The 20,607-nt window shown below is 35.3% G+C and carries 13 protein-coding genes and 1 other annotated feature; of the genes, 12 read left to right on the top strand and 1 reads right to left on the bottom strand.

The window, feature by feature from the left end; translation table 11 throughout:
• The first annotated feature begins 2 nt into the window (after positions 1–2).
• The 5 genes from ACECE_RS30485 to ACECE_RS0213190 all read left to right on the top strand — a co-directional run bounded on the left by ACECE_RS30485 (position 3) and on the right by ACECE_RS0213190 (position 10,173).
• Positions 3–1,313, top strand: coding sequence for a 3D domain-containing protein (locus tag ACECE_RS30485; protein ID WP_010247889.1), 1,311 nt, complete (start codon positions 3–5; stop codon positions 1,311–1,313).
• 119 nt (positions 1,314–1,432) lie between these two features.
• Positions 1,433–1,670 (top strand) — a binding site (T-box leader).
• Between the two features lie 74 nt (positions 1,671–1,744).
• The gene (gene hisS, locus ACECE_RS0213205; protein WP_010247886.1) at positions 1,745–2,998 is read left to right on the top strand and encodes a histidine--tRNA ligase; all 1,254 of its coding nucleotides are present in this window, start codon (positions 1,745–1,747) and stop codon (positions 2,996–2,998) included.
• A 34-nt stretch (positions 2,999–3,032) separates the two neighbouring features.
• Positions 3,033–4,817 (top strand): aspartate--tRNA ligase, encoded by a 1,785-nt coding sequence (gene aspS / locus ACECE_RS0213200; protein WP_010247885.1) that lies wholly within the window; start codon positions 3,033–3,035, stop codon positions 4,815–4,817.
• A 259-nt stretch (positions 4,818–5,076) separates the two neighbouring features.
• Positions 5,077–5,583: a signal peptidase I gene (lepB, locus tag ACECE_RS0213195; protein ID WP_010247882.1), complete on the top strand. Its 507-nt coding sequence runs from the start codon at positions 5,077–5,079 to the stop codon at positions 5,581–5,583.
• A 288-nt stretch (positions 5,584–5,871) separates the two neighbouring features.
• Positions 5,872–10,173: a 2-hydroxyacyl-CoA dehydratase gene (locus ACECE_RS0213190; protein WP_026073835.1), complete on the top strand. Its 4,302-nt coding sequence runs from the start codon at positions 5,872–5,874 to the stop codon at positions 10,171–10,173.
• Positions 10,174–10,385: 212 nt separating this feature from the next.
• On the opposite strand, the gene ACECE_RS30195 is transcribed toward ACECE_RS0213190, so the two are convergent.
• On the bottom strand, positions 10,386–10,610 hold the full coding sequence (locus ACECE_RS30195) for a hypothetical protein (protein WP_083878613.1): 225 nt from the start codon (positions 10,608–10,610) through the stop codon (positions 10,386–10,388).
• Between the two features lie 467 nt (positions 10,611–11,077).
• On the opposite strand from ACECE_RS30195, the gene spoIIP reads away from it, so the two are divergent.
• The 7 genes from spoIIP to lepA all read left to right on the top strand — a co-directional run bounded on the left by spoIIP (position 11,078) and on the right by lepA (position 20,604).
• Positions 11,078–12,334, top strand: a complete 1,257-nt coding sequence (spoIIP, locus tag ACECE_RS0213185; RefSeq protein WP_010247878.1) for a stage II sporulation protein P — start codon at positions 11,078–11,080, stop codon at positions 12,332–12,334.
• 56 nt (positions 12,335–12,390) lie between these two features.
• Positions 12,391–12,672, top strand: coding sequence for a hypothetical protein (locus tag ACECE_RS0213180; protein ID WP_010247877.1), 282 nt, complete (start codon positions 12,391–12,393; stop codon positions 12,670–12,672).
• Positions 12,673–12,941: 269 nt separating this feature from the next.
• Complete coding sequence (locus ACECE_RS0213175) at positions 12,942–15,371, top strand: glycerophosphodiester phosphodiesterase family protein (protein WP_010247874.1); 2,430 nt, start codon at positions 12,942–12,944, stop codon at positions 15,369–15,371.
• A gap of 192 nt (positions 15,372–15,563) precedes the next feature.
• The gene (locus ACECE_RS32340) at positions 15,564–15,737 is read left to right on the top strand and encodes an HNH endonuclease (RefSeq protein ID WP_010247872.1); all 174 of its coding nucleotides are present in this window, start codon (positions 15,564–15,566) and stop codon (positions 15,735–15,737) included.
• Positions 15,737–16,222 (top strand): SMI1/KNR4 family protein, encoded by a 486-nt coding sequence (locus ACECE_RS0213165; RefSeq protein WP_010247870.1) that lies wholly within the window; start codon positions 15,737–15,739, stop codon positions 16,220–16,222. Before ACECE_RS32340 ends, ACECE_RS0213165 begins: the two co-directional genes overlap by 1 nt.
• A gap of 205 nt (positions 16,223–16,427) precedes the next feature.
• Entirely contained in the window at positions 16,428–18,653 is a 2,226-nt protein-coding gene (locus ACECE_RS29425; protein ID WP_010247868.1) for an HAF repeat-containing protein, read from the top strand.
• A gap of 139 nt (positions 18,654–18,792) precedes the next feature.
• Positions 18,793–20,604: a translation elongation factor 4 gene (lepA, locus tag ACECE_RS0213155; RefSeq protein WP_010247866.1), complete on the top strand. Its 1,812-nt coding sequence runs from the start codon at positions 18,793–18,795 to the stop codon at positions 20,602–20,604.
• Positions 20,605–20,607: the final 3 nt, after the last annotated feature.

Genomic DNA, 20,607 nt, shown 5'->3' with positions numbered 1-20,607 from the left:
TAATGGAAAAGAGTATTCTACTTGATTTAAAGTCAACAGAAATACTATCCGAGTTAAACGTTACAGAATTAAAACAGTACATAGTAAAAAAACATCCGGGTGAAGACAGGAAAAAACAGTCTTTAGTGTTTGCTGATGCTGTAAAGAGAATAGTGAGCAGCAAAATTCCGGAATGTGATTCACATGCACATGAGCAACTAAAAATGCATGTTATTAGTAATGCGCTTAAAAAGCCAAACTTTTCAGTAGATTGCAGCGATGTTTTCGTTTCAGTACTTGAAATGAGATGGAAGGACAATGCATTGCTGGATAGTTTTACGCAGTGGATAAATTCTGTTCTAAAAGCAGATATACCAGGTGAAATCGTGAAAGAGTTTGTATCAGAGCTTTATTTTGCGTTGGATGAAAATCCTGACTTAAGTATTGAAAGTATTATTCAAGATACTTATGAAGTGCCAGACAGTAATGAGGAACTTATAGAAACCGGTGAAGCTGAATTTAGCGCGGAAGTAAATAAATTTGAAAAAACAGATGAAGTAATTCATATAGATGATGTAGATGGAAATAGTGAAATAGAAGAAATAGAAGAAATAGAAGAAGTAGAAGAAGTAGAAGAGATAAGAGAAATAGAAGAGATAAGAGAAGTAGAAGGGTTAAGAGAAGTAGAAGAAATAAGAGAAGTAGAAGAAATAAGGGAAATAGAAGAAATAAGAAAAATTGTTGATGATAAAAATATTATAGTAGTAAGCGAGAGATTGCCAAATAAGAAATGGAAGATTAAAGAGTTATTTGATTTTAAAGATGTTAAGAAAAATACTATTCTTGTATGTTTGGTATGTTTAATCATTTTAAATGCAGGTGGGATTTATTGGTTAGGTCATTTGTATTTTGCTGATAAGGAAGAAAAACAGGTTCAGGTAGTTGTTAAAAATGTGGTAGATGCTCCGAATCAAGAAATTGTAGCTAGAAAACTGAGTATGAGAGCGACTGCTTATGACCTTTCATACGAAAGCTGCAAAAAAAACAGAGACCACCCTGAATACGGCATTACATATTCAGGTAGGAAGGCTGTTTTAGGAAGGACAGTGGCTGTTGATCCCAAAACAATACCTTTAGATTCAGACTTATACATTGTTTTCCCAAAGGAATACAGCCACTTAAATGGAGTTTATGTTGCAGAAGATATTGGAAGTGCTGTAAAGGGTGATATTATCGATATATTTTTTGGAGAGGATAGAGCTGGGGAAAACACCGTAAGCCAAAATGTAAAAGAATTTGGAGTTCGGAATGTAGAGGTTTATGTATTGAAGTAGGCTGATTAAAATAAAGATTTGGTCTTGACAATTATATGTCATCCCGCTAAAATATATTTAATTATATAAAAGTTGCTGTTTTAAATTCAGCATTATTCAGCTTATAAATTATAATTTAATTAATGACAATGAATGGGAAAAGTAGCCGACGCTGCCTTAAGGGAGAGTGTATCGTGACTGGGAGTACACTTAGGATACGGTTTGGTGAACGAACACCCGGGAGTCGGTTGGTTGAAAGTTTTTTGATGATTAGATCGATCCGTAAGTTCTGCGTTAATAGAACAATGAGTGGGCATGGAAATTCTATTCCGGCCTATTAGGGTGGTACCACGGGAATAATAACCTCTCGTCCCTGACAAGTTAGTCAGGCGAGAGGTTTTTTAGTTGAAAAATTAAGTGTAAAAAATTATTGAAATATCTTGGAGGTAATTATGTTGATAAAAGCACCAAAGGGAACAAAGGACATACTCCCATCCGAAGTATATAAGTGGCAATATGTAGAAAAGAAGATTTCTGAGCTATGTAGTAATTTCGGTTATAAGGAAATCCGTCTTCCGGTTTTTGAACATACAGAATTGTTTCAAAGAGGCGTTGGAGATACTACGGACATAGTACAGAAAGAAATGTACACTTTTATGGATAAAGGTGGAAGAAGTATAACTCTAAGGCCTGAGGGGACTGCCGGAGTTGTTCGCAGTTATATTGAAAACGGTATGGCTTCATTGGCGATGCCTATAAAGCTTTATTACAATATTACAGCCTACAGGTATGAAAATGTACAAAAAGGCCGTTATAGGGAGTTCCATCAGTTTGGTGTTGAGTGCTTCGGATCAAATGGACCTTTAGTTGATGTAGAGATAATAAGTATGTTAAGCATGTTTTTTGAAAGACTGGGGATAAAGGATGTTGAACTGAATATAAACAGTATAGGATGTCCTAAATGCAGGGGAGAATACAATAAAAAGCTGTTGGAATTCTTCAAACCTAATCTGGATAAACTATGCGGCACATGCAAGACAAGATATGAAAGAAATCCTCTTAGAATTATAGATTGTAAGGAAGAAACCTGCAAGATATACACAAAGGATGCACCTGCACTGGTTGATAATTTATGTGAAGACTGCAGCAAGCACTTTGAAGGATTGAAAGAAGGTCTTGAAAACTTAGGAATTAAGTATAACATTGATAAGAATATAGTTAGAGGCCTTGACTACTACACAAAGACAGTTTTCGAGTTTGTGTCAAAGAATATCGGAGCGCAAGGGACTGTTTGTGGTGGAGGCAGATATGACGGCTTGATAGAAGAATGTGGTGGTAACCAAACACCGGGTATAGGCTTTGCAATCGGGATTGAAAGACTTCTGTTGGTAATGGAAAGCCAGGGTATAGAAATACCAAAAGCGGAAGCTATTGATGTTTATATTGCTTGTATAGGTGAGCAGGCACAGAAATATGCCCAGAAGCTTGTTTATAAAATCAGGCAGGAAGGGTTTAGTGCTGAGACTGATTTAATGGGCAGGAGTGTTAAAGCTCAGATGAAATATGCCGATAAGCTGGGTGCTGTATATTCTCTTGTTTTAGGAGATACTGAAGTAGAAAGCAATAAGGCAGTTCTAAAAAATATGCTGACAGGTGAGACTAAGGATATAAGCTTAGATACGCTAATAGAGCGTTTGAAGATGTAAATACAACTACTTATTATATATTGGAGGAATTATTATGGGTGAATCAATTTTAGGACTGAAGAGGACGCACAGATGTGGCGAGCTTGATGCTTCACATGTAGGGCAAAAGGTTACTGTTATGGGCTGGGCTCATAAGAGAAGAGATCTTGGTGGAGTAATATTTGTTGACATGAGAGATAGAACCGGTATTCTTCAGGTAGTATTTAATAATGAAATCAGCGGTGAAATATTCGGGAAGGCTGAGGCAATCAGAAGTGAGTATGTTCTTGCTGTTGTAGGTGAAGTTGTAAGAAGGTCTCCCGAGACTGTTAATTCCAAAATACCAACAGGGGAGATAGAAGTTATTGCAAACGAGCTCAGGATTTTGAGCAGTTCTGAAACTCCACCAGTATATATTGAAGAAGATACTGATGTTAATGAAACATTAAGGCTTAAACACAGATATCTGGATTTGAGAAGACCTGATATGCAGAGAAATCTTATTTTAAGGCATAAGGTTGCAAAAATTGCCAGAGACTATTATGACGAAAATGGATTTTTGGAAATCGAAACACCTATGCTTACAAAGAGTACTCCTGAAGGTGCAAGAGACTATCTTGTTCCAAGCAGGGTTCATCCGGGAAAGTTTTTTGCTTTGCCTCAATCACCCCAGCTTTTCAAACAGCTTTTAATGGTATCAGGCTTTGACAGATACATTCAGATTGTAAAGTGCTTCAGGGATGAGGACTTAAGAGCTGACAGACAGCCTGAATTCACACAGATAGACCTTGAAATGTCTTTTGTAAACGTTGAGGATGTTCTGCAAATAAATGAAGGTTTTATAAAAAAAGTTTTTGATGAAGCATTAGGTGTCAAACTTGAAACTCCATTCTTAAGAATGACTTATCAGGAGGCAATGGACAGATTCGGATCTGATAAACCTGATATAAGGTTTGGACTTGAACTTATAAATATATCCGATATGGTTGAAAACTGCGGATTCAAAGTATTCTCCGATGCAGTTAAGAATGGTGGAAGTGTAAGAGCTATTAATGCAAAGGGTTGCGGCAGAATTTTCAGCAGAAGGGAAATAGACAGCCTTGTTGAATTTGTAAAGATATATAAAGCTAAGGGAATGGCATGGATTGTAGTTGAAGAAAATGAGCTCAAATCTGCCATTACAAAATTCTTTAGTGAGGATGAAGTTAAGGCTATACTTGAGAGAGTTAAGGCAGAACCAGGTGACTTGATATGCTTCATTGCAGATAAAAATGAAGTGGTATACGATTCTTTGGGACAGTTAAGGCTTGAAATAGCAAGAAGAACTAACCTCATAGACGAAAAAGAATTTAAATTCTTATGGGTTACAGAATTCCCATTGCTTGAGTATGATGAAGAAGAAAAACGCTGGGTGGCAAAACACCATCCGTTTACTTCACCTATGGATGAAGATTTGCAATACCTTGACACTGATCCTGGCAAGGTAAGAGCAAAGGCATATGATATTGTTTTAAACGGTACTGAAATTGGTGGTGGAAGTATTAGAATACATGACCAATTCCTTCAGTCAAAGATGTTTAGTTTGATAGGTATAAATGAAGAACAGGCAGCAGATAGGTTTGGTTTCCTGCTTGAAGCTTTCAAATACGGTACACCTCCTCATGGCGGTCTTGCCTTCGGTCTTGACAGGCTTGTTATGATAATGGCAGGAAAGAGCAGTATTAGAGACGTAATAGCATTTCCAAAGGTACAGAATGCTTCAGATCTTATGTCAAATGCTCCGGATATAGTTGAAGATAAGCAGATTAAGGAACTTCATATAAAGTTAAGTAATCAATAAGTATTAAAATGGATGGAAGGGACCTTTTTACAGGGTTCCTTTTTTTTATAGGAAATTCCAGATGTTTCTTAAGTTTTATGTACTTTCGCTGCTGAATTAAAAATATATTAAGTAAAGTTTACTTGAAAAAAAGCTATAAATTATATACAATTTATAAATATGGATTTATATAAATGGACCTATAGGTTATTATACCCTATTATATTAAGGAGGAATTCTTACGAATAAGCATCCAGTTTTAAAAGAAGTTCTGGATTGGTTGGTTCACATTGCTATAGCAGTAGTTTTAGGTGTTCTTATAGTTACTTATGTTGCACAGATTACTATTGTCAATGGGAGTTCTATGGAAAAAACACTTCACAATGGTGATAGGCTTATTATCGAAAAGGTGAGCCCAAGGTTTGGCAATATACATCGTGGGGATATTGTTACAATTGATGACCCGGAAAAAATAGATAAAGAGAGAAGCCCTATTATAAAGAGAGTAATCGGAGTTGAAGGTGATCTTGTTGAAATAAACGATGGTAAGGTGTTTGTCAATCAAAATGAATTGAAAGAGGACTATATAAATGGAGATAATACACTTGTTGTTGAGGAGAATTACAGTAAAGTTAAGGTTGAGGCCGGCTGTATTTATGTGCTCGGTGACAACAGGCTTCCAGGTGCAAGCTTAGATAGTCGATCGATAGGTCAGGAAAGTATAGATAAGGTAAATGGAAAAGCTTTATTAAGATTTTTCCCATTTAATGGCTTTAAGTTGTTCTAATTCGAAGTTGCAGCAGACTCGTGTAAGTATATATTGCTTTGGACAAATAATTAGAATATTTTCTTTGATTGACATATAAATATATAGATATATAGATATATATTATTACATGGTAGAATATACAAATTCCTATATTAGGAATAATGCTTGCCTCGTATATTCTTATTAGTGTAAAATGCTTTATGTAAACATAAGTATAGATTAGATAAGAAATAAAGGTTAGGCTATTATAAGGGTTGATGTAGTTGAAAGGGGTGTGGATGCGGCTTAAATTTGGCTGCGTTATCTATGAAGAAATTATTGCATGTAGGACTGGATGTAGGATCGACCACTGTAAAGTTGGTTGTACTTGATAAATTTGATAAAGTATTATTTAGTAAATACCAACGGCACTATTCAGATATTAGAAAAACAATATTTTCACTCATTAGCGAGGCTTATAATTTATTCTCAAATGAAGAAATTACTATAATGGTAACCGGATCGGGCGGTATTTCCGTTTCAGAATGGATAGGCATATCATTCATTCAGGAAGTTGTTGCCAGTACAAAGGCTATTGAGACTTTTATTCCGCATACCGACGTTGTAATAGAATTAGGCGGAGAAGATGCAAAGATAACATACTTTGGCGGTGGAATCGAACAAAGAATGAATGGTACTTGCGCTGGTGGTACAGGTGCATTTATTGACCAGATGGCATCTTTGCTTAAGACTGATGCGACAGGCCTTAATGAACTTGCTAAGGGGCATAAGGTAATATATCCGATTGCAGCAAGATGTGGAGTTTTTGCAAAGACAGATATACAACCTTTGATAAATGAAGGAGCAGCAAGAGAAGATATCGCAGCTTCAGTTTTTCAATCTGTTGTAAATCAGACTATAAGCGGATTAGCTTGCGGAAAACCCATAAGGGGAAATATAGCGTTCCTTGGAGGACCTCTGCAATTTCTTTCTGAACTCAGGAAAAGGTTTGTTGAGACGTTGAAGATTCCTGATCATCAGATTGTTTTCCCAGATAATGCAGAACTCTACGTTGCGTTAGGGGCAGCATTGTCATCTAAAGAGTTGAATGTTATATCTTTTAAGTCTTTGGAAAGCAAGCTTCATCTTTTGAACGAAGTTATAGTACATGAGGTTGAAAGATTGGACCCCCTATTTAAAAGTGAGAAGGAACTGGAAGAATTCCGCAAAAGACACAGTGTTTCCAAGGTCGGGACAAGAGATATAGAAAGTTTTGAAGGAAACTGTTTTTTAGGAATTGATGCTGGGTCTACAACTACAAAAGCTGCTCTTATTGATGAAAATGGTGCAATACTTTATTCATATTATGGCAGTAATAACGGGAGTCCATTAAATTCAGCAGTTAGTATATTGAAGGACATATATACGAAACTTCCTAAAAAGGCCAAAATAGCTAATTCCACTGTTACTGGATATGGTGAAGGGCTTATTAAAGCGGCACTTGAAGTTGATATTGGAGAAATAGAGACTATTGCACATTACAAGGCAGCAGAAAAGATACTGCCTGGTGTAGACTTTATTTTGGATATCGGCGGACAGGACATGAAATGTCTTAGGGTAAAAAATGGTGTTATAGATAGTATAATGCTCAATGAAGCATGTTCTTCCGGCTGCGGATCTTTTATAGAGACGTTTGCTTACTCACTGAATATGAATGTCAAAGACTTTGCCAATGAGGCACTGTTGGCAAGTCAGCCTGTTGATCTGGGTTCCAGGTGTACAGTATTTATGAATTCAAGGGTAAAACAGGCGCAGAAGGAGGGGGCATCAGTAGGGGATATATCCTCCGGGTTGTCCTATTCGGTTATAAAAAATGCCCTTCAAAAGGTTATAAAGATAAGGAATCCTGAAGAAATCGGAGAAAAGGTTATTGTTCAGGGTGGAACTTTTTATAATGATGCAGTATTGAGAAGCTTTGAACTTATTTCAGGGAAAAAGGCTATAAGGCCTGACATAGCAGGACTTATGGGGGCTTATGGGGCTGCCTTGATTGCTCATGAGAGATTTGAAAACGGATATATCAGCACTCTGGTGAGCGAGGACAAACTTTTAAATTTTAATATGAAAGTTTCAATGAGAAGATGCAGTTTGTGTGGCAATAACTGTTTGTTGACGGTAAATAAATTTGATGGCGATAAGGAGTTTGTATCCGGCAATAGATGTGAAAAGGGCGCAGGCATTGAGGAAAAGAAGGAAAATGTTCCGAATCTTTATGATTTCAAGTATAAAAGGCTTTTTTCCTATGTTCCTTTAAAACGTGATCAAGCATTCAGAGGAACAGTAGGAATACCTAGAGTGCTTAATGTTTATGAAGACTATCCTTTTTGGTTTACATTTTTTACAGAACTCAAATATAGGGTAGAGTTGTCCCCTAGATCTTCTAAAAAGATATATGAGCTTGGAATAGAGACTATACCTTCAGAGTCTGCATGTTATCCTGCGAAGCTTGTTCATGGTCACATTATGAGTCTTGTGAACAAAGGTGTAGATATTATTTTCTATCCATGCCTTCCATATGAAACTAATGATTACAAGGATGCAGACAATCATTTTAATTGTCCGATAGTTACTTCATATCCTGAAGTAATCAAGAATAATATGGATGTAATAAAAGAAACAGGAATAGTATTTAAGAATCCGTTTTTACCTTTAGATAACAAGAAGCGTTTGACCAAAAGGCTTTATGATGAGTTTAGCGTATTTGGCATCACAATGGCCGAAATTAGAAATGCAGTTGAAAAAGCATGGAAAGAGTTCGGAAGTGCAAAACAAGATATAAGAAATAAGGGAGAAGAGGTTGTTAAATATCTTGAAGAGAACGGCAGGAAGGGAATAGTACTTGCGGGAAGGCCTTATCATGTCGACCCTGAGATTAACCATGGGATTCCAAACATAATCACCAGCTTTGGAATGGCTGTTCTTACTGAGGATTCAATTGCTCATTTGGGAAAAGTTCAGGCTCCACTGCGCGTTGTTGATCAGTGGATGTATCATTCAAGACTATATAGAGCAGCAAGTTTTGTTAAAGATAAGAAAAACCTGGAGATTGTTCAGCTTAACTCATTTGGTTGTGGTCTTGATGCTGTTACTACCGATCAGGTTGAAGAAATATTGCACAGCAGCGGTAAGATATATACTGTCTTAAAAATTGATGAGATTGATAACCTTGGAGCAGCAAAAATACGTATCAGATCGTTAAAGGCGGCAATGGATGAAAGAGATAAGAATGGATATGAGCTTACAAACGGCGATTCAAGCTGCAAAAAGTTAGCCTTTACCAAAGCTATGAGAAAAAAACATACTATTTTGGTTCCTCAAATGTCTCCGATTCATTTTCAGTTCTTGGAAACGGCGTTTAATGCTTCGGGGTATAACGTTGAAATTTTGCCGTCGGTTGACCGTAAAGCGGTAGATGAAGGGCTTAAGTATGTAAATAATGATGCATGTTATCCTTCTATCATTGTTGTTGGTCAGGTTATTGAGGCATTAAAATCGGGAAAATATGATTTAAATAACACTTCGGTAATGATAAGCCAGACTGCCGGGGGATGCAGAGCTACAAATTATATCGGCTTTTTGAGAAAAGCATTGAAAAATGCGAATTTACCACGTATACCGGTAATCTCTTTAAACTTTGCCGGCCTTGAAAAAAATCCGGGATTTAAGAAAACACCAGGGTTATTAAACAGGATTCTTATCGGATTGGTTTATGGTGACCTTTTAATGAGAGTACTCTACAGGGTAAGGCCTTATGAGAAAATAAAAGGGTCTGCAAACCTTTTATACAATTCTTGGGTAGAAAAATGTAAAGAGTCGGTTACAAGTGGAAAACACAGTGCTTTTAAGGAAAATATATATAAAATTGTAGAAGAGTTTGATAACTTAAAAATCAACAATGTTGAAAAGCCGAAGGTAGGTCTTGTAGGAGAAATACTTGTAAAATTCCATCCAACAGCAAATAACAATGTTGTTGATGTGATAGAGAAGGAAGGCGCAGAAGCTGTAATGCCAGATTTGGTAGATTTCTTGCTCTACTGTGCTTATGACAGCAATTTCAAACATACGTATCTGTCGGATAAGAAAACTACAAAAGTAATAAAGAATATAGCTATTGACTTTATTGAGTATTATAGAAAAGATATGAGAAAGGCACTGGAAAAAAGTAAACGCTTCCATGCGCCTTGCACTATATATCAACTTGCAGGCCTTGCATCACAGATTCTGTCCTTAGGGCATCAGACAGGAGAAGGATGGTTTTTGACTGCTGAGATGATAGAACTTATAAATAGTGGAGCTCAAAACATAGTATGTATGCAGCCGTTTGCATGCCTTCCAAATCATGTTACAGGTAAGGGTATGATTAAGGAACTTAAGAATAGATACCCCAAGGCAAACATTACTGCTGTGGACTATGATCCTGGAGCCAGCGAGGTTAATCAGTTGAACAGGATAAAGCTTATGATGTCGGTAGCGTTTAAAAACTTTGAGGCTACTGATGTTACTGAACATGAAGAAGCTGAGGTTCAACCTGTAGAACGTAAAAAGAGAAGGGTTAAAACCACAATATAAACTAAGGAATAGCTGAAATATTATTTTAAATTTTTCAATTAAAAAACTACTTTGGGGCTACCAAAGTAGTTTTTCTATGTAAAGTAAATGTATTTTCGTTGTTTATATATAGGTGGATTTAAATTTTGAAGTTAGTATATATGTAAATATAATGTACTTTACACACTATTAGTTAAAAATAAATGTGGATATTCGGAGAATTGTGCGTAACTTTACAGACTTTTCGAGAATAACAGAATATTGTCAATACTTAAGATGTTCAAGTATGGGTCATTGGTATTTACACTTTTTGTGAATTTTAGATCTTGTAAACGATTTTGATGTCCGCAGCACTCGCATTGGAAGTTAAGTCCGTTGAGTTTTGAGATTTCGCCTTCAGATAGACTAAGGATTACAGATTTACAATTGTAGCACTTTAATGTCTTAAAGTCGTACATACTTATTAATCCTCCTTTTAGTTAATTGATTAAATTCTGTAGATTTGATTAGGAATTCTGAAAATATAACTTCGGCTATTCCTTGGTGAATATACAAGACAAATCTAATTTTATATGAAATTTGTGCCAAACAAAAGCAATAGACTCAAATTATGTTTAATCGACACAAAAATCGATGTTGTAAATCATTTTGTTGCAGTAAATAAAGGAATAAAACCGACTGGAAACTAAGCGTTTACAAATTGTGGTTTAAAAATAAGCATTTTTGTCAATTATCATTAGTAGGTCTACTTGTAAAGAACATACAAATAATACCAACATAAAAGAAATACACTTATATTATATATTTTTTTATTGTACTAATCAATAGGTGTCATAAAAAAAGTTTCCAGTGAATATTATTAAGATTAATAAAAAGAAAAATTCACAATTGGATAAGTAAAATATATCCATAAACGGAGGACAAAATGAAAAAGAGGTATAAGTACAAAAAAGTAAGAATGATAATGATTACAGCACTAAAGATAATGATAGTAATGGTTGCAGCTTTTCTGGCGATTAAGATAGGCGTAAGGGCAGGAAACTTTGTTTATAGTTCCGATAACGCCATTATTGCAAGCGTTGATGTTGAAAACTACAGATCCGCTTTGAAAAATTCACTTCCTATCATAGACACGATATATAACAGCGGAACATCAAGCAATTCATTATCAGGCCAGTTAAAAGGAATTATGAGTGACATATTTCATTTTGATTTAAACAGCCCTATAACAATTCTAAACGCACAATCCTCCTTATTTGATAATTATTTTAACAATGACTATCAGAAACTTTTAGCGCAAAGAAACACCACTGATAAGACGCAATTTAATTTTTCAGAAATTGCAAAAGAAGATGATAAAGAAGAGCAAAAAGAACAGCAATATGCCGATCCTGTAATAAGCAGCATATACATAGATGAATCAGAAGAAAGTAAGCTTACTGATGACGATGCGGTTTCATATGGAAAAATTGCTATAACAAATGAGACTAAATATAAAATAGACATTGAAGATATTATGAAAGAGCCTCTTAAATTGAATTTCAATAAGAAGGGACCACAGGTGCTTATTTATCACACACATACAACTGAAAGCTATCTGAAAGATATTAGTCAGCTCTATAAGAAAGGTGTTGCAAACAGGAATAGTGATACAAGGTGGAATGTTGTAAGAGTGGGGGAAGAACTTGCACAGGTTTTAAGGAAGCAGTATGGTATTGAGGTAATACACAATGCCACTGTACATGATTATTCAGGAACTTCAGGTGCTTATGGCAGATCACTTAATACTGCAACCAACATATTAAAGAGCTATCCATCGATAAAAATGGTAATTGATCTTCATAGAGATGGTCTTAAAAATAAGAAACTGAGAGTAGCAACCGAGGTAAACGGTAAGAAGGCTGCAAAAGTGATGTTTGTAATGGGTACAAATGCAACAGGACTCAACCATCCTAATTGGAAGCAAAATCTGAAACTTGCCATAACGCTTCAGCAAAAATTAAATGAAAAATATCCTGGACTAACAAGACCTATATTTATCAGCCCAAATAGGTTCAACCAGCATCTGGCAAATGGGTCGATGATTATTGAAGTTGGAGGAGATGGAAATACGATGAGTGAGTGTCTTGAAAGTATGAAATATGTGGCAGAGGTTATAAATGAAGTTGTAAATAATAAATAAAGTTTTTTAAGGTTATAATATAGAAGATAGCAATATTATATGTATCGGAGATAGCGATGAGCAGGGTTCAAAGGTTTAGAGAAATAAGGTACTTTAGAATTAAGATAATAATGGCAGTTTTGTTTTTTATATTGGTACTTTGTGTCGGGATTGGCGCTACAGATTATTCTATGAGTGGCTTAATTGGTGAAGAAAATGGCTTTAGGATATTTTCTGCCCATCCATATGGTGAAGACTATTACAAGATAAGCATTTTTGACAATGATGTGTATATTAATACAAAATATATAGCAAGAGATTATAATAGACTGACTGATTGGTTTGGAAAACATAAATAGAAAAGAATATTTACAAAAAATTACTCTTTGTGTATAATAATTAAGTGCTAAAATTACCATATTCAACAAATACAAGGAAGTTTGAGCTTTTACCGAGATATAACAAAGGATTGTTTTATGGACTGCTTTAAAAATCAAACACTCAATTACTTGTTTGGTGGTAATTGTAGTGTTTTTTCATGCTTATCAGGGATGATTAAAGCATCCAATATTTGAAATTATGAAAATTTGTGCAACCTTAGTTTACAACCAGAAAAGGAGACTGCTTGATGAAAAAAATTGTTTCTGCTATTTTATTGACGCTTATGATATTACAGGGTATTGGATTTAATTATACAGCAGTTTATGGCAATGATAGGTATGTATTGTTTGAAGAGAATTTTGATGGTTTATCTGATGGAAGTATACCGCAGGGCTGGATAAGCAAAGAAGGAACCAAGTTGTCAACGGTTGGAGTAAAAAACGGTGCATTTGAAATTGATGCAAGAGCAAATACTGATAATCCAACCAGGATACTTTTGCCTGAGTATTTGGGCAAATTTGGTAATTATATGATTGAAGCCGATATAACTAATTTAGCTTCAAATGATAAAGAGGTATGGAATTCATTAATGTTTAGAATCCAAAACAATGACTATCCGTACTACCAAATGAAAGTGAGAAAGAATACGTCCGAGTCAAACGGAGTTGAATTTGCGGAACGGAATTCGTTAAATGCCTGTAATGTAATAAAACGAACTTTCTTCTATGAAGATTTAAGTGGAGTAAAAGCGTATCATTATACTGTGAAGGCTTATGATAATAAAATACAAGGATGGATCAATAATGTACCATTAATTGATATAGATACGGATGGTTCTTATAGTACAGGTGGAATTGGATTTCAGGCTAATGGAAGTGCAATTAGAATTGACAATATTAAAATAACCTTATTGGAAACACCACTTACTACACTGACAAAGCCGGAAGACAGCTATACCAGAGTTAGAGAAGCTGAAACCAAAATAGTTATGGCACCGTCAATAATTACAGAAATAAAAAATAAAAAGGAATTAAGAGAGTTAATATCTAATGGACAAGCTGCAACTGCTATTCTTACAATTAATAAAAACCTTGAAGTTCTAGCAAATGGTACTGACTATGTTTTTGGAACAGTAAGTTCTATGTATGAATTAATGAAATCGAAAGTAATTCCTGCATTTAGAGTGAGTGATTCAGACTCTGCAAAGGCAATTTCTGATTATTTGAAAAGTAATTCAATAGAAGACGTTTTTGTCATTTCGAAGAAGCCGGAACTTGTTAAACAAGCCAGGGAAAACTATGCCTTTATAAGAGGGATTGTTGAATTTGATAATGTGCCCTCAGATACAGATATAAATGGATTGATGCTTATAAGAAACATTACAAACAGTAATATTTCAAAAATTGCAGTTATTCCTACAGAAGCTGCAACAAAAAGCAATATTCAATACCTCCAGCAAAGATTAATTACTGTATGGACAAAAGAAACAATAAAAAACAGTGATTCTGAGCAAAAGCTTATTACATTTCATGAGATGATTACAGCGGGATCAAACGGTATTGTAACAAATGCACCGGAAAAGGCCATGCAAGCATTATCAATCTATAACCATGATACAACGATTGTAAGAACCCCATTTTTAATTGGGCACAGAGGGGTTCCGGATCTTGCGCCGGAAAATACCATAGAAGGCAGTGAGCTTGCTTTTAAGCTTGGAGCTGACATGGTTGAAAACGATATCCAGCTTACAAAGGTTGGAGCGGATGGAAAACAGCATTTGGTAATCATGCATGATGATACTATTGATCGTACTACCAATGGGACTGGAGAAATTGAGGGAAAGACTTTGGAGGAAATCGAGACCTATTTTGTCAATAAACAGTTCCCGAATGAATATCCATCGGCAAGGATCCCTACACTGGACCAGTATTTTCAAAAGTTCACAGGCAGAGATCAGGTGATTTTTGTAGAGGTTAAAAGTGATGATCCTGTAACTATTGATCGTTATACAGAATTGACAAAAACAATGGGGGCTGACGAACATTTAGTGACTATTTCTTTTAAAAGAGATCAGTTGAAAAGGACAAAGGATCAAATGCCTGAAATGTCAATTGGTTACCTTTGCTATGGAGCTGCTAATGGAGATATTTATGGTTCACTTCGTAATGATTTGTGGCAAGTTCAGAAAACAAATTCCAGCTTGATGGCCAATTATTATGGAATTGACAGTAAGTTTTTGGAGGCAAGCAAACATAGAGGAATGAACATCTGGCTTTGGACTTTTTCTGATAAGGCTTCAATTAAAAAATACTTTAAAATGGGTGTTTGCGGTATGACAACAAATTGCGCTCAGGTGTTTTCTGATTGGGCTGTCGATATTACTACAAATCAAAGCCGTATTTCTATGAAGAAAGGTGAAGAAAAATTACTTAGGGCCAATATAAAAACGTATAAAGGAGAGGCTAAAGAAGTTGTGCCTGATGTTGTGGTGCTCAGCGGTAACAATAATATTGAAGTAAATGGTAATAGCATTAAAGCAAAAAAGTCCGGCGTTGCTTTTGTAATGCTACGTTATACTGCAAGACTTTCAGATGCCGAAGGGGATACTTATGATATTTATACAAGGCCTGTAAGAATACAGGTTGGGGAGGATTCTGTTTTTCGGACTGGTGTTTAAGTGAATTAAAAATGTAATGATAATAAATATTTACAATAAAACTTGTTTTATGTATAATATCCTAGGAACCAGATAGTGCAATTTTATGAAAACAAGAATATCTGTGTATTTCGGGAATATAAAAAAATTATGACATAATACTATAGATAGAGGTCATAAAAAACGAACACTTAATTACTTGTTTGATGGTAATTGCAGTGTTTTTTATTATATATAAATATTGATGCAGAAAAAGTAATTAAAAATTCACAGGGTCTTACATGGCATCATCATCAAGTTACAGGCAGAACGCAATTAGTTCCAACATCAATTCATAGAACAGGTCATTTAGATGGAAATGCAATCTGGGGAGGAGGAATAAGATAATGAAATCAATAGAATGGAAAAGGCCAGATAAGCCTATAAATCGTGAGGATATTGCAAAAGTGGAGCAAATATTTGGTGCTAGTTTTCCTGAAGATTATGTTAATTGTATACAACTATATCATGGGGGGAAAGCGAAACCTAATGGTGTAGATCTTAATGGTAATGTTAGAGTATTTGCCAAGTTGTTATCATTTTTGGATGATTCTTTTTATAACATCGTTAATACATATATTAATAACAAAGATAGATTCATGGATGGAATTTACCCGTTTGCTATTGATCCTGGTGGAAATTATTTCTGTTTCGATTTTAGGAAAGACAAAAATAATCCGACAATTGTATTTTGGAATCATGAGATAGCAGTAAATGCTAGCGACTACGATCCAGAAGATTTAAAACGGTTTAGTCTTGAAGAAGCTCAAGAAAGAGCAATGGAGAAGGTTTGTAATAGTTTTTCAGAATTGCTTGGTATGTTACACGATTAAAAGAACGATGCTGTAACAAGTAACAAAAGCATATTTGGCATATCAAGAGTGGATTAATTATCAGGAGGATTTACAAAGAAGGTCTTACTGACATCTGCTTTTTCATCTTTATTGCTATAAACGATTTTTATAAATTTGCTTTAATCCAGATAATATATTTCTATTTAGATTTTAATCATTAAGTAAGTGGGGAGTGTGTTAAGAAATGATTTCAAAGAAAAATAAAAATGTAAATACTAGCATTAGATTATTAACAAAACTAATGTTAATATTTACAGCGATTATTTTATTTCAGTTAGCTGCCATGTCTGTATATGCAGAATCTGAAATGAAGTATTTAGGCACTATTGATAAAGACAAAACAACCATTTATAGTGCTAATAGTAAGGGGCAAGTTGTAGGTAGTTATATTACAAATGGTACCGAAGTACGCGCATTTTTATGGGAAAAGGGAGTTTTTAAGGATTTAGGTACCCTTGGTGGAACTTATACAAAGGCTTATGCAATGAATGATAAAGATCAAGTAGTGGGTGTTTCTAAGACTAAAGAGAACAAATACCATGCGTTTTTATGGGAAAATGGAGTCATGAAGGATATGGGTACTTTGGGTGGAAATGATGTAGAGCCCACTGCAATAAATAATAAAGGCCAAGTGGTGGGTGTTTCTGAGACTAAAGAGAACGAATACCATGCGTTTTTATGGGAAAAGGGAGTTATGAAAGATTTGGGTACTCTCGGCGGAAATTATACAAAGGCTACTGCAATAAACGATAAAGGTCAAGTTATAGGCTACTTATTTACTAAAGATGCAAAAGAAAGACATGCGTTTTTATGGGAGAATGGTGCTATGAAGGATTTGGGCACTCTTGGGAGTTGCTCGTTGGGCACTGATATAAATGAAAAGGGTCAAATTGTCGGATTTTCTGATACTAAAAAAGATAATAAATGGCACATTATTTTATGGGAAGATGGTGTTACTAAGGACTTAATAACCCTTGAAAATTCTACGAGCCATTCTGGTATCAATTATATTTACGATGATAATATATATGTTCGTATAAATGAGAATGGTATGGTATTGGCTTATGAGAGTTGGCGGGAAACAGTTTTATGGAAAGAAGGTGCTGTTAAGAAAATCGATTTTGGTGTCATTACTAGTGCTTTTGACGTAAACCCTTACGATGTGAATGATGATGGGGGAATTATAGGTGTTTTGGAAGGGAAAAATGCATCTACAAGTGCTTTTATATGGAAAGATACCAAGCCGTTTACAGTACAAACTATGATTCCTACTAATCAAGATATAGGAAAAACTGAACGTGAATTAACTGTTAAGGTAAATGGAAGTGAAGTTGTTTTTCCTGATGCAAAGCCTTACATTGATAAATCAAGTAACAGAACACTAATACCTATCAGATTTGTAAGTGAAAAATTAGGAGCACAAGTGACTTGGGACGGGTCTCTAAAAGTTATTGGGATTAAAAAAGAAGATATAGATATAAAAATGAAAATTGGAGATTCATTTGCTGTTGTTAATGGAGAAGAAATCCAGCTTGATGTACCTGCAGTAATTACATCTGGAAGAACGAGTGTACCTTTGAGATTTATATCCGAAGTATTAGAAGCTAAAGTTGAATGGGAACCAGAAAATATGACAGTTTCTATTTTAGCCATGGTTACAAAATTTGATGAAAAGCTTCTAACAGAGTTGAAGTCCATTTACAATAGTTATATGGAGTCATATAAAACGGGAGACATTGAAAGTGCTAAAGGATATGTGTCTGAACGTTATTATGCTATAGTTAAAAATTATCTTTTAGCTACAGGGGAAACTAAAATGCCAGAAAATCAGTTGTTAAGTGATATAAAAGATATTGAGGGTGCTATTCGATGTGGTGTGTTTGAAAATGGTCCTACAATAGGTATAGTTTACAAAAAGCCTTCAAAAGCAGAGGATAAGATTACGTTTGTTTTTTTGAGATTTGTGAAAGAAGATAGTGGTTGGAAATATGATTATACCTTAGTAGAGGATAGATACGGTTATAACGAAACGGACAAGTTTACAGCTAAGGATATCACTGGTGACATGCTTGATGGCAAGGTAATAACTGATGTACCTGCTATAAATAATGTTGAAATACCAAAATCGTATTTATCAATAGGTTTTCATAATAGCTGTTTCGTTTCTGTATCTATTAATAATGAAGAGCCAGTTATAGGAGCATACTTGGGGTTAATAATGGATGGGTTAAAAAAAGGTGAGAATACTGTGGATATACTAATAATTCCAGATGATAAAGATAATAACCCTTCCTTGCCGGAGATAGAAATATATTATTTGGATGAGAGCAATGCGAAAAAAGTAGTTTATAGCAATAAAGGTGTAGAAAAAACAGGAAATACCTCACAGACATTCATAGTAAAGCCATAAATTGTTTTTTAATAATACAAAATAAATATAATACAAATAAATAAAAAAATAACCTATTCATAAAAAAGTTCTTATGTTATAATTATATGCTGATATAAGTATAATCATAGGAACTTCCTTTATACTGGAGGATGAATTAATGGCAAGTGAAAGACAAAAGAAAATTAGAAACTTTTGCATAATTGCGCATATAGACCACGGTAAATCTACTCTAGCAGATAGAATGCTTGAGGAAACCGGGGTGCTTACAAAACGAGAAATGGAAGACCAGATTCTGGACAATATGGATATTGAACGTGAGCGTGGTATTACTATAAAGTCTCAGGCTGTAAGAATGGTTCATAAAGCTGAAGATGGAGAGGAATATATACTCAACCTTATAGACACACCGGGGCATGTCGATTTTAACTATGAGGTCTCACGAAGTCTTGCTGCCTGTGAAGGTGCAATACTGGTTGTTGACGCTGCACAGGGAATAGAAGCTCAGACCTTGGCCAATGTATATCTTGCTCTTGAACACGATCTTGAAATACTGCCTGTTATTAATAAAATTGACCTGCCCAGTGCACAGCCGGAGCATGTCAAAAAAGAAATAGAGGATGTCATTGGGCTTGATGCAAGTGGGGCTCCATTGATTTCCGCCAAAAGCGGACTCAATATAAGAGAGGTTCTGGAAAAGGTAGTTAAGGTTGTTCCATGCCCGGAAGGGGATGAAGAAGAGCCTTTGCGTGCGCTTATATTTGACTCTTATTATGACAGCTATAAGGGTGTTATTGTTTATACAAGGGTTAAGGAAGGCAAGGTAAAGGTTGGCGATGAAATCCGGATGATGTATACCAAAAAGGATTTTATGGTTACAGAAGTAGGATATTTCAGACCAGGTGCATTGACGCCTTGTGCTGAACTTAAAGCAGGTGACGTTGGCTATATTGCTGCAAGTATCAAAAACGTAAAAGACACAAGGGTGGGGGATACCGTTACTTTATCGGAGAATCCTGCGAAAGAGCCACTTCCAGGGTATAAGAAGGTAAATCCGATGGTGTTCTGTGGGATTTATCCTGCTGATGGTTCTAAGTACGGTGATTTAAGGGATGCGCTTGAGAAGCTTCAATTAAATGATGCTTCATTGACGTTTGAGCCGGAATCTTCTGTAGCTTTGGGATTTGGTTTCAGGTGTGGTTTCTTAGGACTTCTTCATATGGAAATAATTCAGGAGCGTCTTGAAAGAGAATATGATTTTGATCTTGTTACTACTGCGCCTAGCGTTATATACAAGGTGACAAAGACTGATGGTGAGCAGTTCTCAATAGATAACCCGACTAATTTGCCGCCAACAGCTGAAATTGAATTCATGGAGGAGCCTGTTGTTAAAGCTACTATTATGTCTCCTACTGAATTTGTTGGTAACATAATGGAATTGTCTCAGGAACGCCGTGGAGTATATAAAGATATGAGTTATATTGATGAAGGCAGGGTAATGCTGACTTATGAAATGCCTTTGAATGAAATCATATATGACTTTTTTGATGCATTAAAATCGAGAACAAAGGGATATGCTTCTTTGGACTACGAGCTTTTAGGATACAGAAAATCAGACCTTGTCAAGCTTGATATATTCTTAAATGGTGAAATAGTCGATGCTCTTTCGTTTATAGTTCATAGCGAGAAGGCATATTCAAGGGGAAGAAGAATAGCTGAAAAGCTTAAGGATACCATCCATAAACAGCAGTTTGAAATACCGATACAGGCTTGTATCGGAGGTAAAATAATTGCCAGAGAGACTGTAAAAGCATATAGAAAAGACGTTTTGGCCAAGTGTTATGGTGGAGATATAACAAGAAAGAAAAAGCTTTTGGAAAAGCAAAAGGAAGGAAAGAAGAGAATGCGTCAGGTAGGAAGCGTAGAAGTTCCTCAGGAAGCTTTTATGAGCGTTCTCAAGTTAGACTCCTAAGGG

It is taken from the genome of Acetivibrio cellulolyticus CD2, assembly GCF_000179595.2.
GTDB lineage: Bacteria > Bacillota > Clostridia > Acetivibrionales > Acetivibrionaceae > Acetivibrio > Acetivibrio cellulolyticus.
This window is presented reverse-complemented; position numbering and strand designations above follow the sequence as displayed.

Excerpts from the sequence above, each read along its gene's own strand:
- lepA (WP_010247866.1), top strand. The coding sequence starts at position 18,793 with ATGGCAAGTGAAAGACAAAAGAAAATTAGAAACTTTTGCATAATTGCG.
- spoIIP (WP_010247878.1), top strand. The coding sequence starts at position 11,078 with ATGAAAAAGAGGTATAAGTACAAAAAAGTAAGAATGATAATGATTACA.
- aspS (WP_010247885.1), top strand. The coding sequence starts at position 3,033 with ATGGGTGAATCAATTTTAGGACTGAAGAGGACGCACAGATGTGGCGAG.
- ACECE_RS0213165 (WP_010247870.1), top strand. The coding sequence starts at position 15,737 with ATGAAATCAATAGAATGGAAAAGGCCAGATAAGCCTATAAATCGTGAG.
- ACECE_RS0213190 (WP_026073835.1), top strand. The coding sequence starts at position 5,872 with ATGAAGAAATTATTGCATGTAGGACTGGATGTAGGATCGACCACTGTA.
- ACECE_RS30485 (WP_010247889.1), top strand. The coding sequence starts at position 3 with ATGGAAAAGAGTATTCTACTTGATTTAAAGTCAACAGAAATACTATCC.
- ACECE_RS30195 (WP_083878613.1), bottom strand. The coding sequence starts at position 10,610 with ATGTACGACTTTAAGACATTAAAGTGCTACAATTGTAAATCTGTAATC.
- hisS (WP_010247886.1), top strand. The coding sequence starts at position 1,745 with ATGTTGATAAAAGCACCAAAGGGAACAAAGGACATACTCCCATCCGAA.
- ACECE_RS29425 (WP_010247868.1), top strand. The coding sequence starts at position 16,428 with ATGATTTCAAAGAAAAATAAAAATGTAAATACTAGCATTAGATTATTA.
- ACECE_RS0213180 (WP_010247877.1), top strand. The coding sequence starts at position 12,391 with ATGAGCAGGGTTCAAAGGTTTAGAGAAATAAGGTACTTTAGAATTAAG.
- ACECE_RS0213175 (WP_010247874.1), top strand. The coding sequence starts at position 12,942 with ATGAAAAAAATTGTTTCTGCTATTTTATTGACGCTTATGATATTACAG.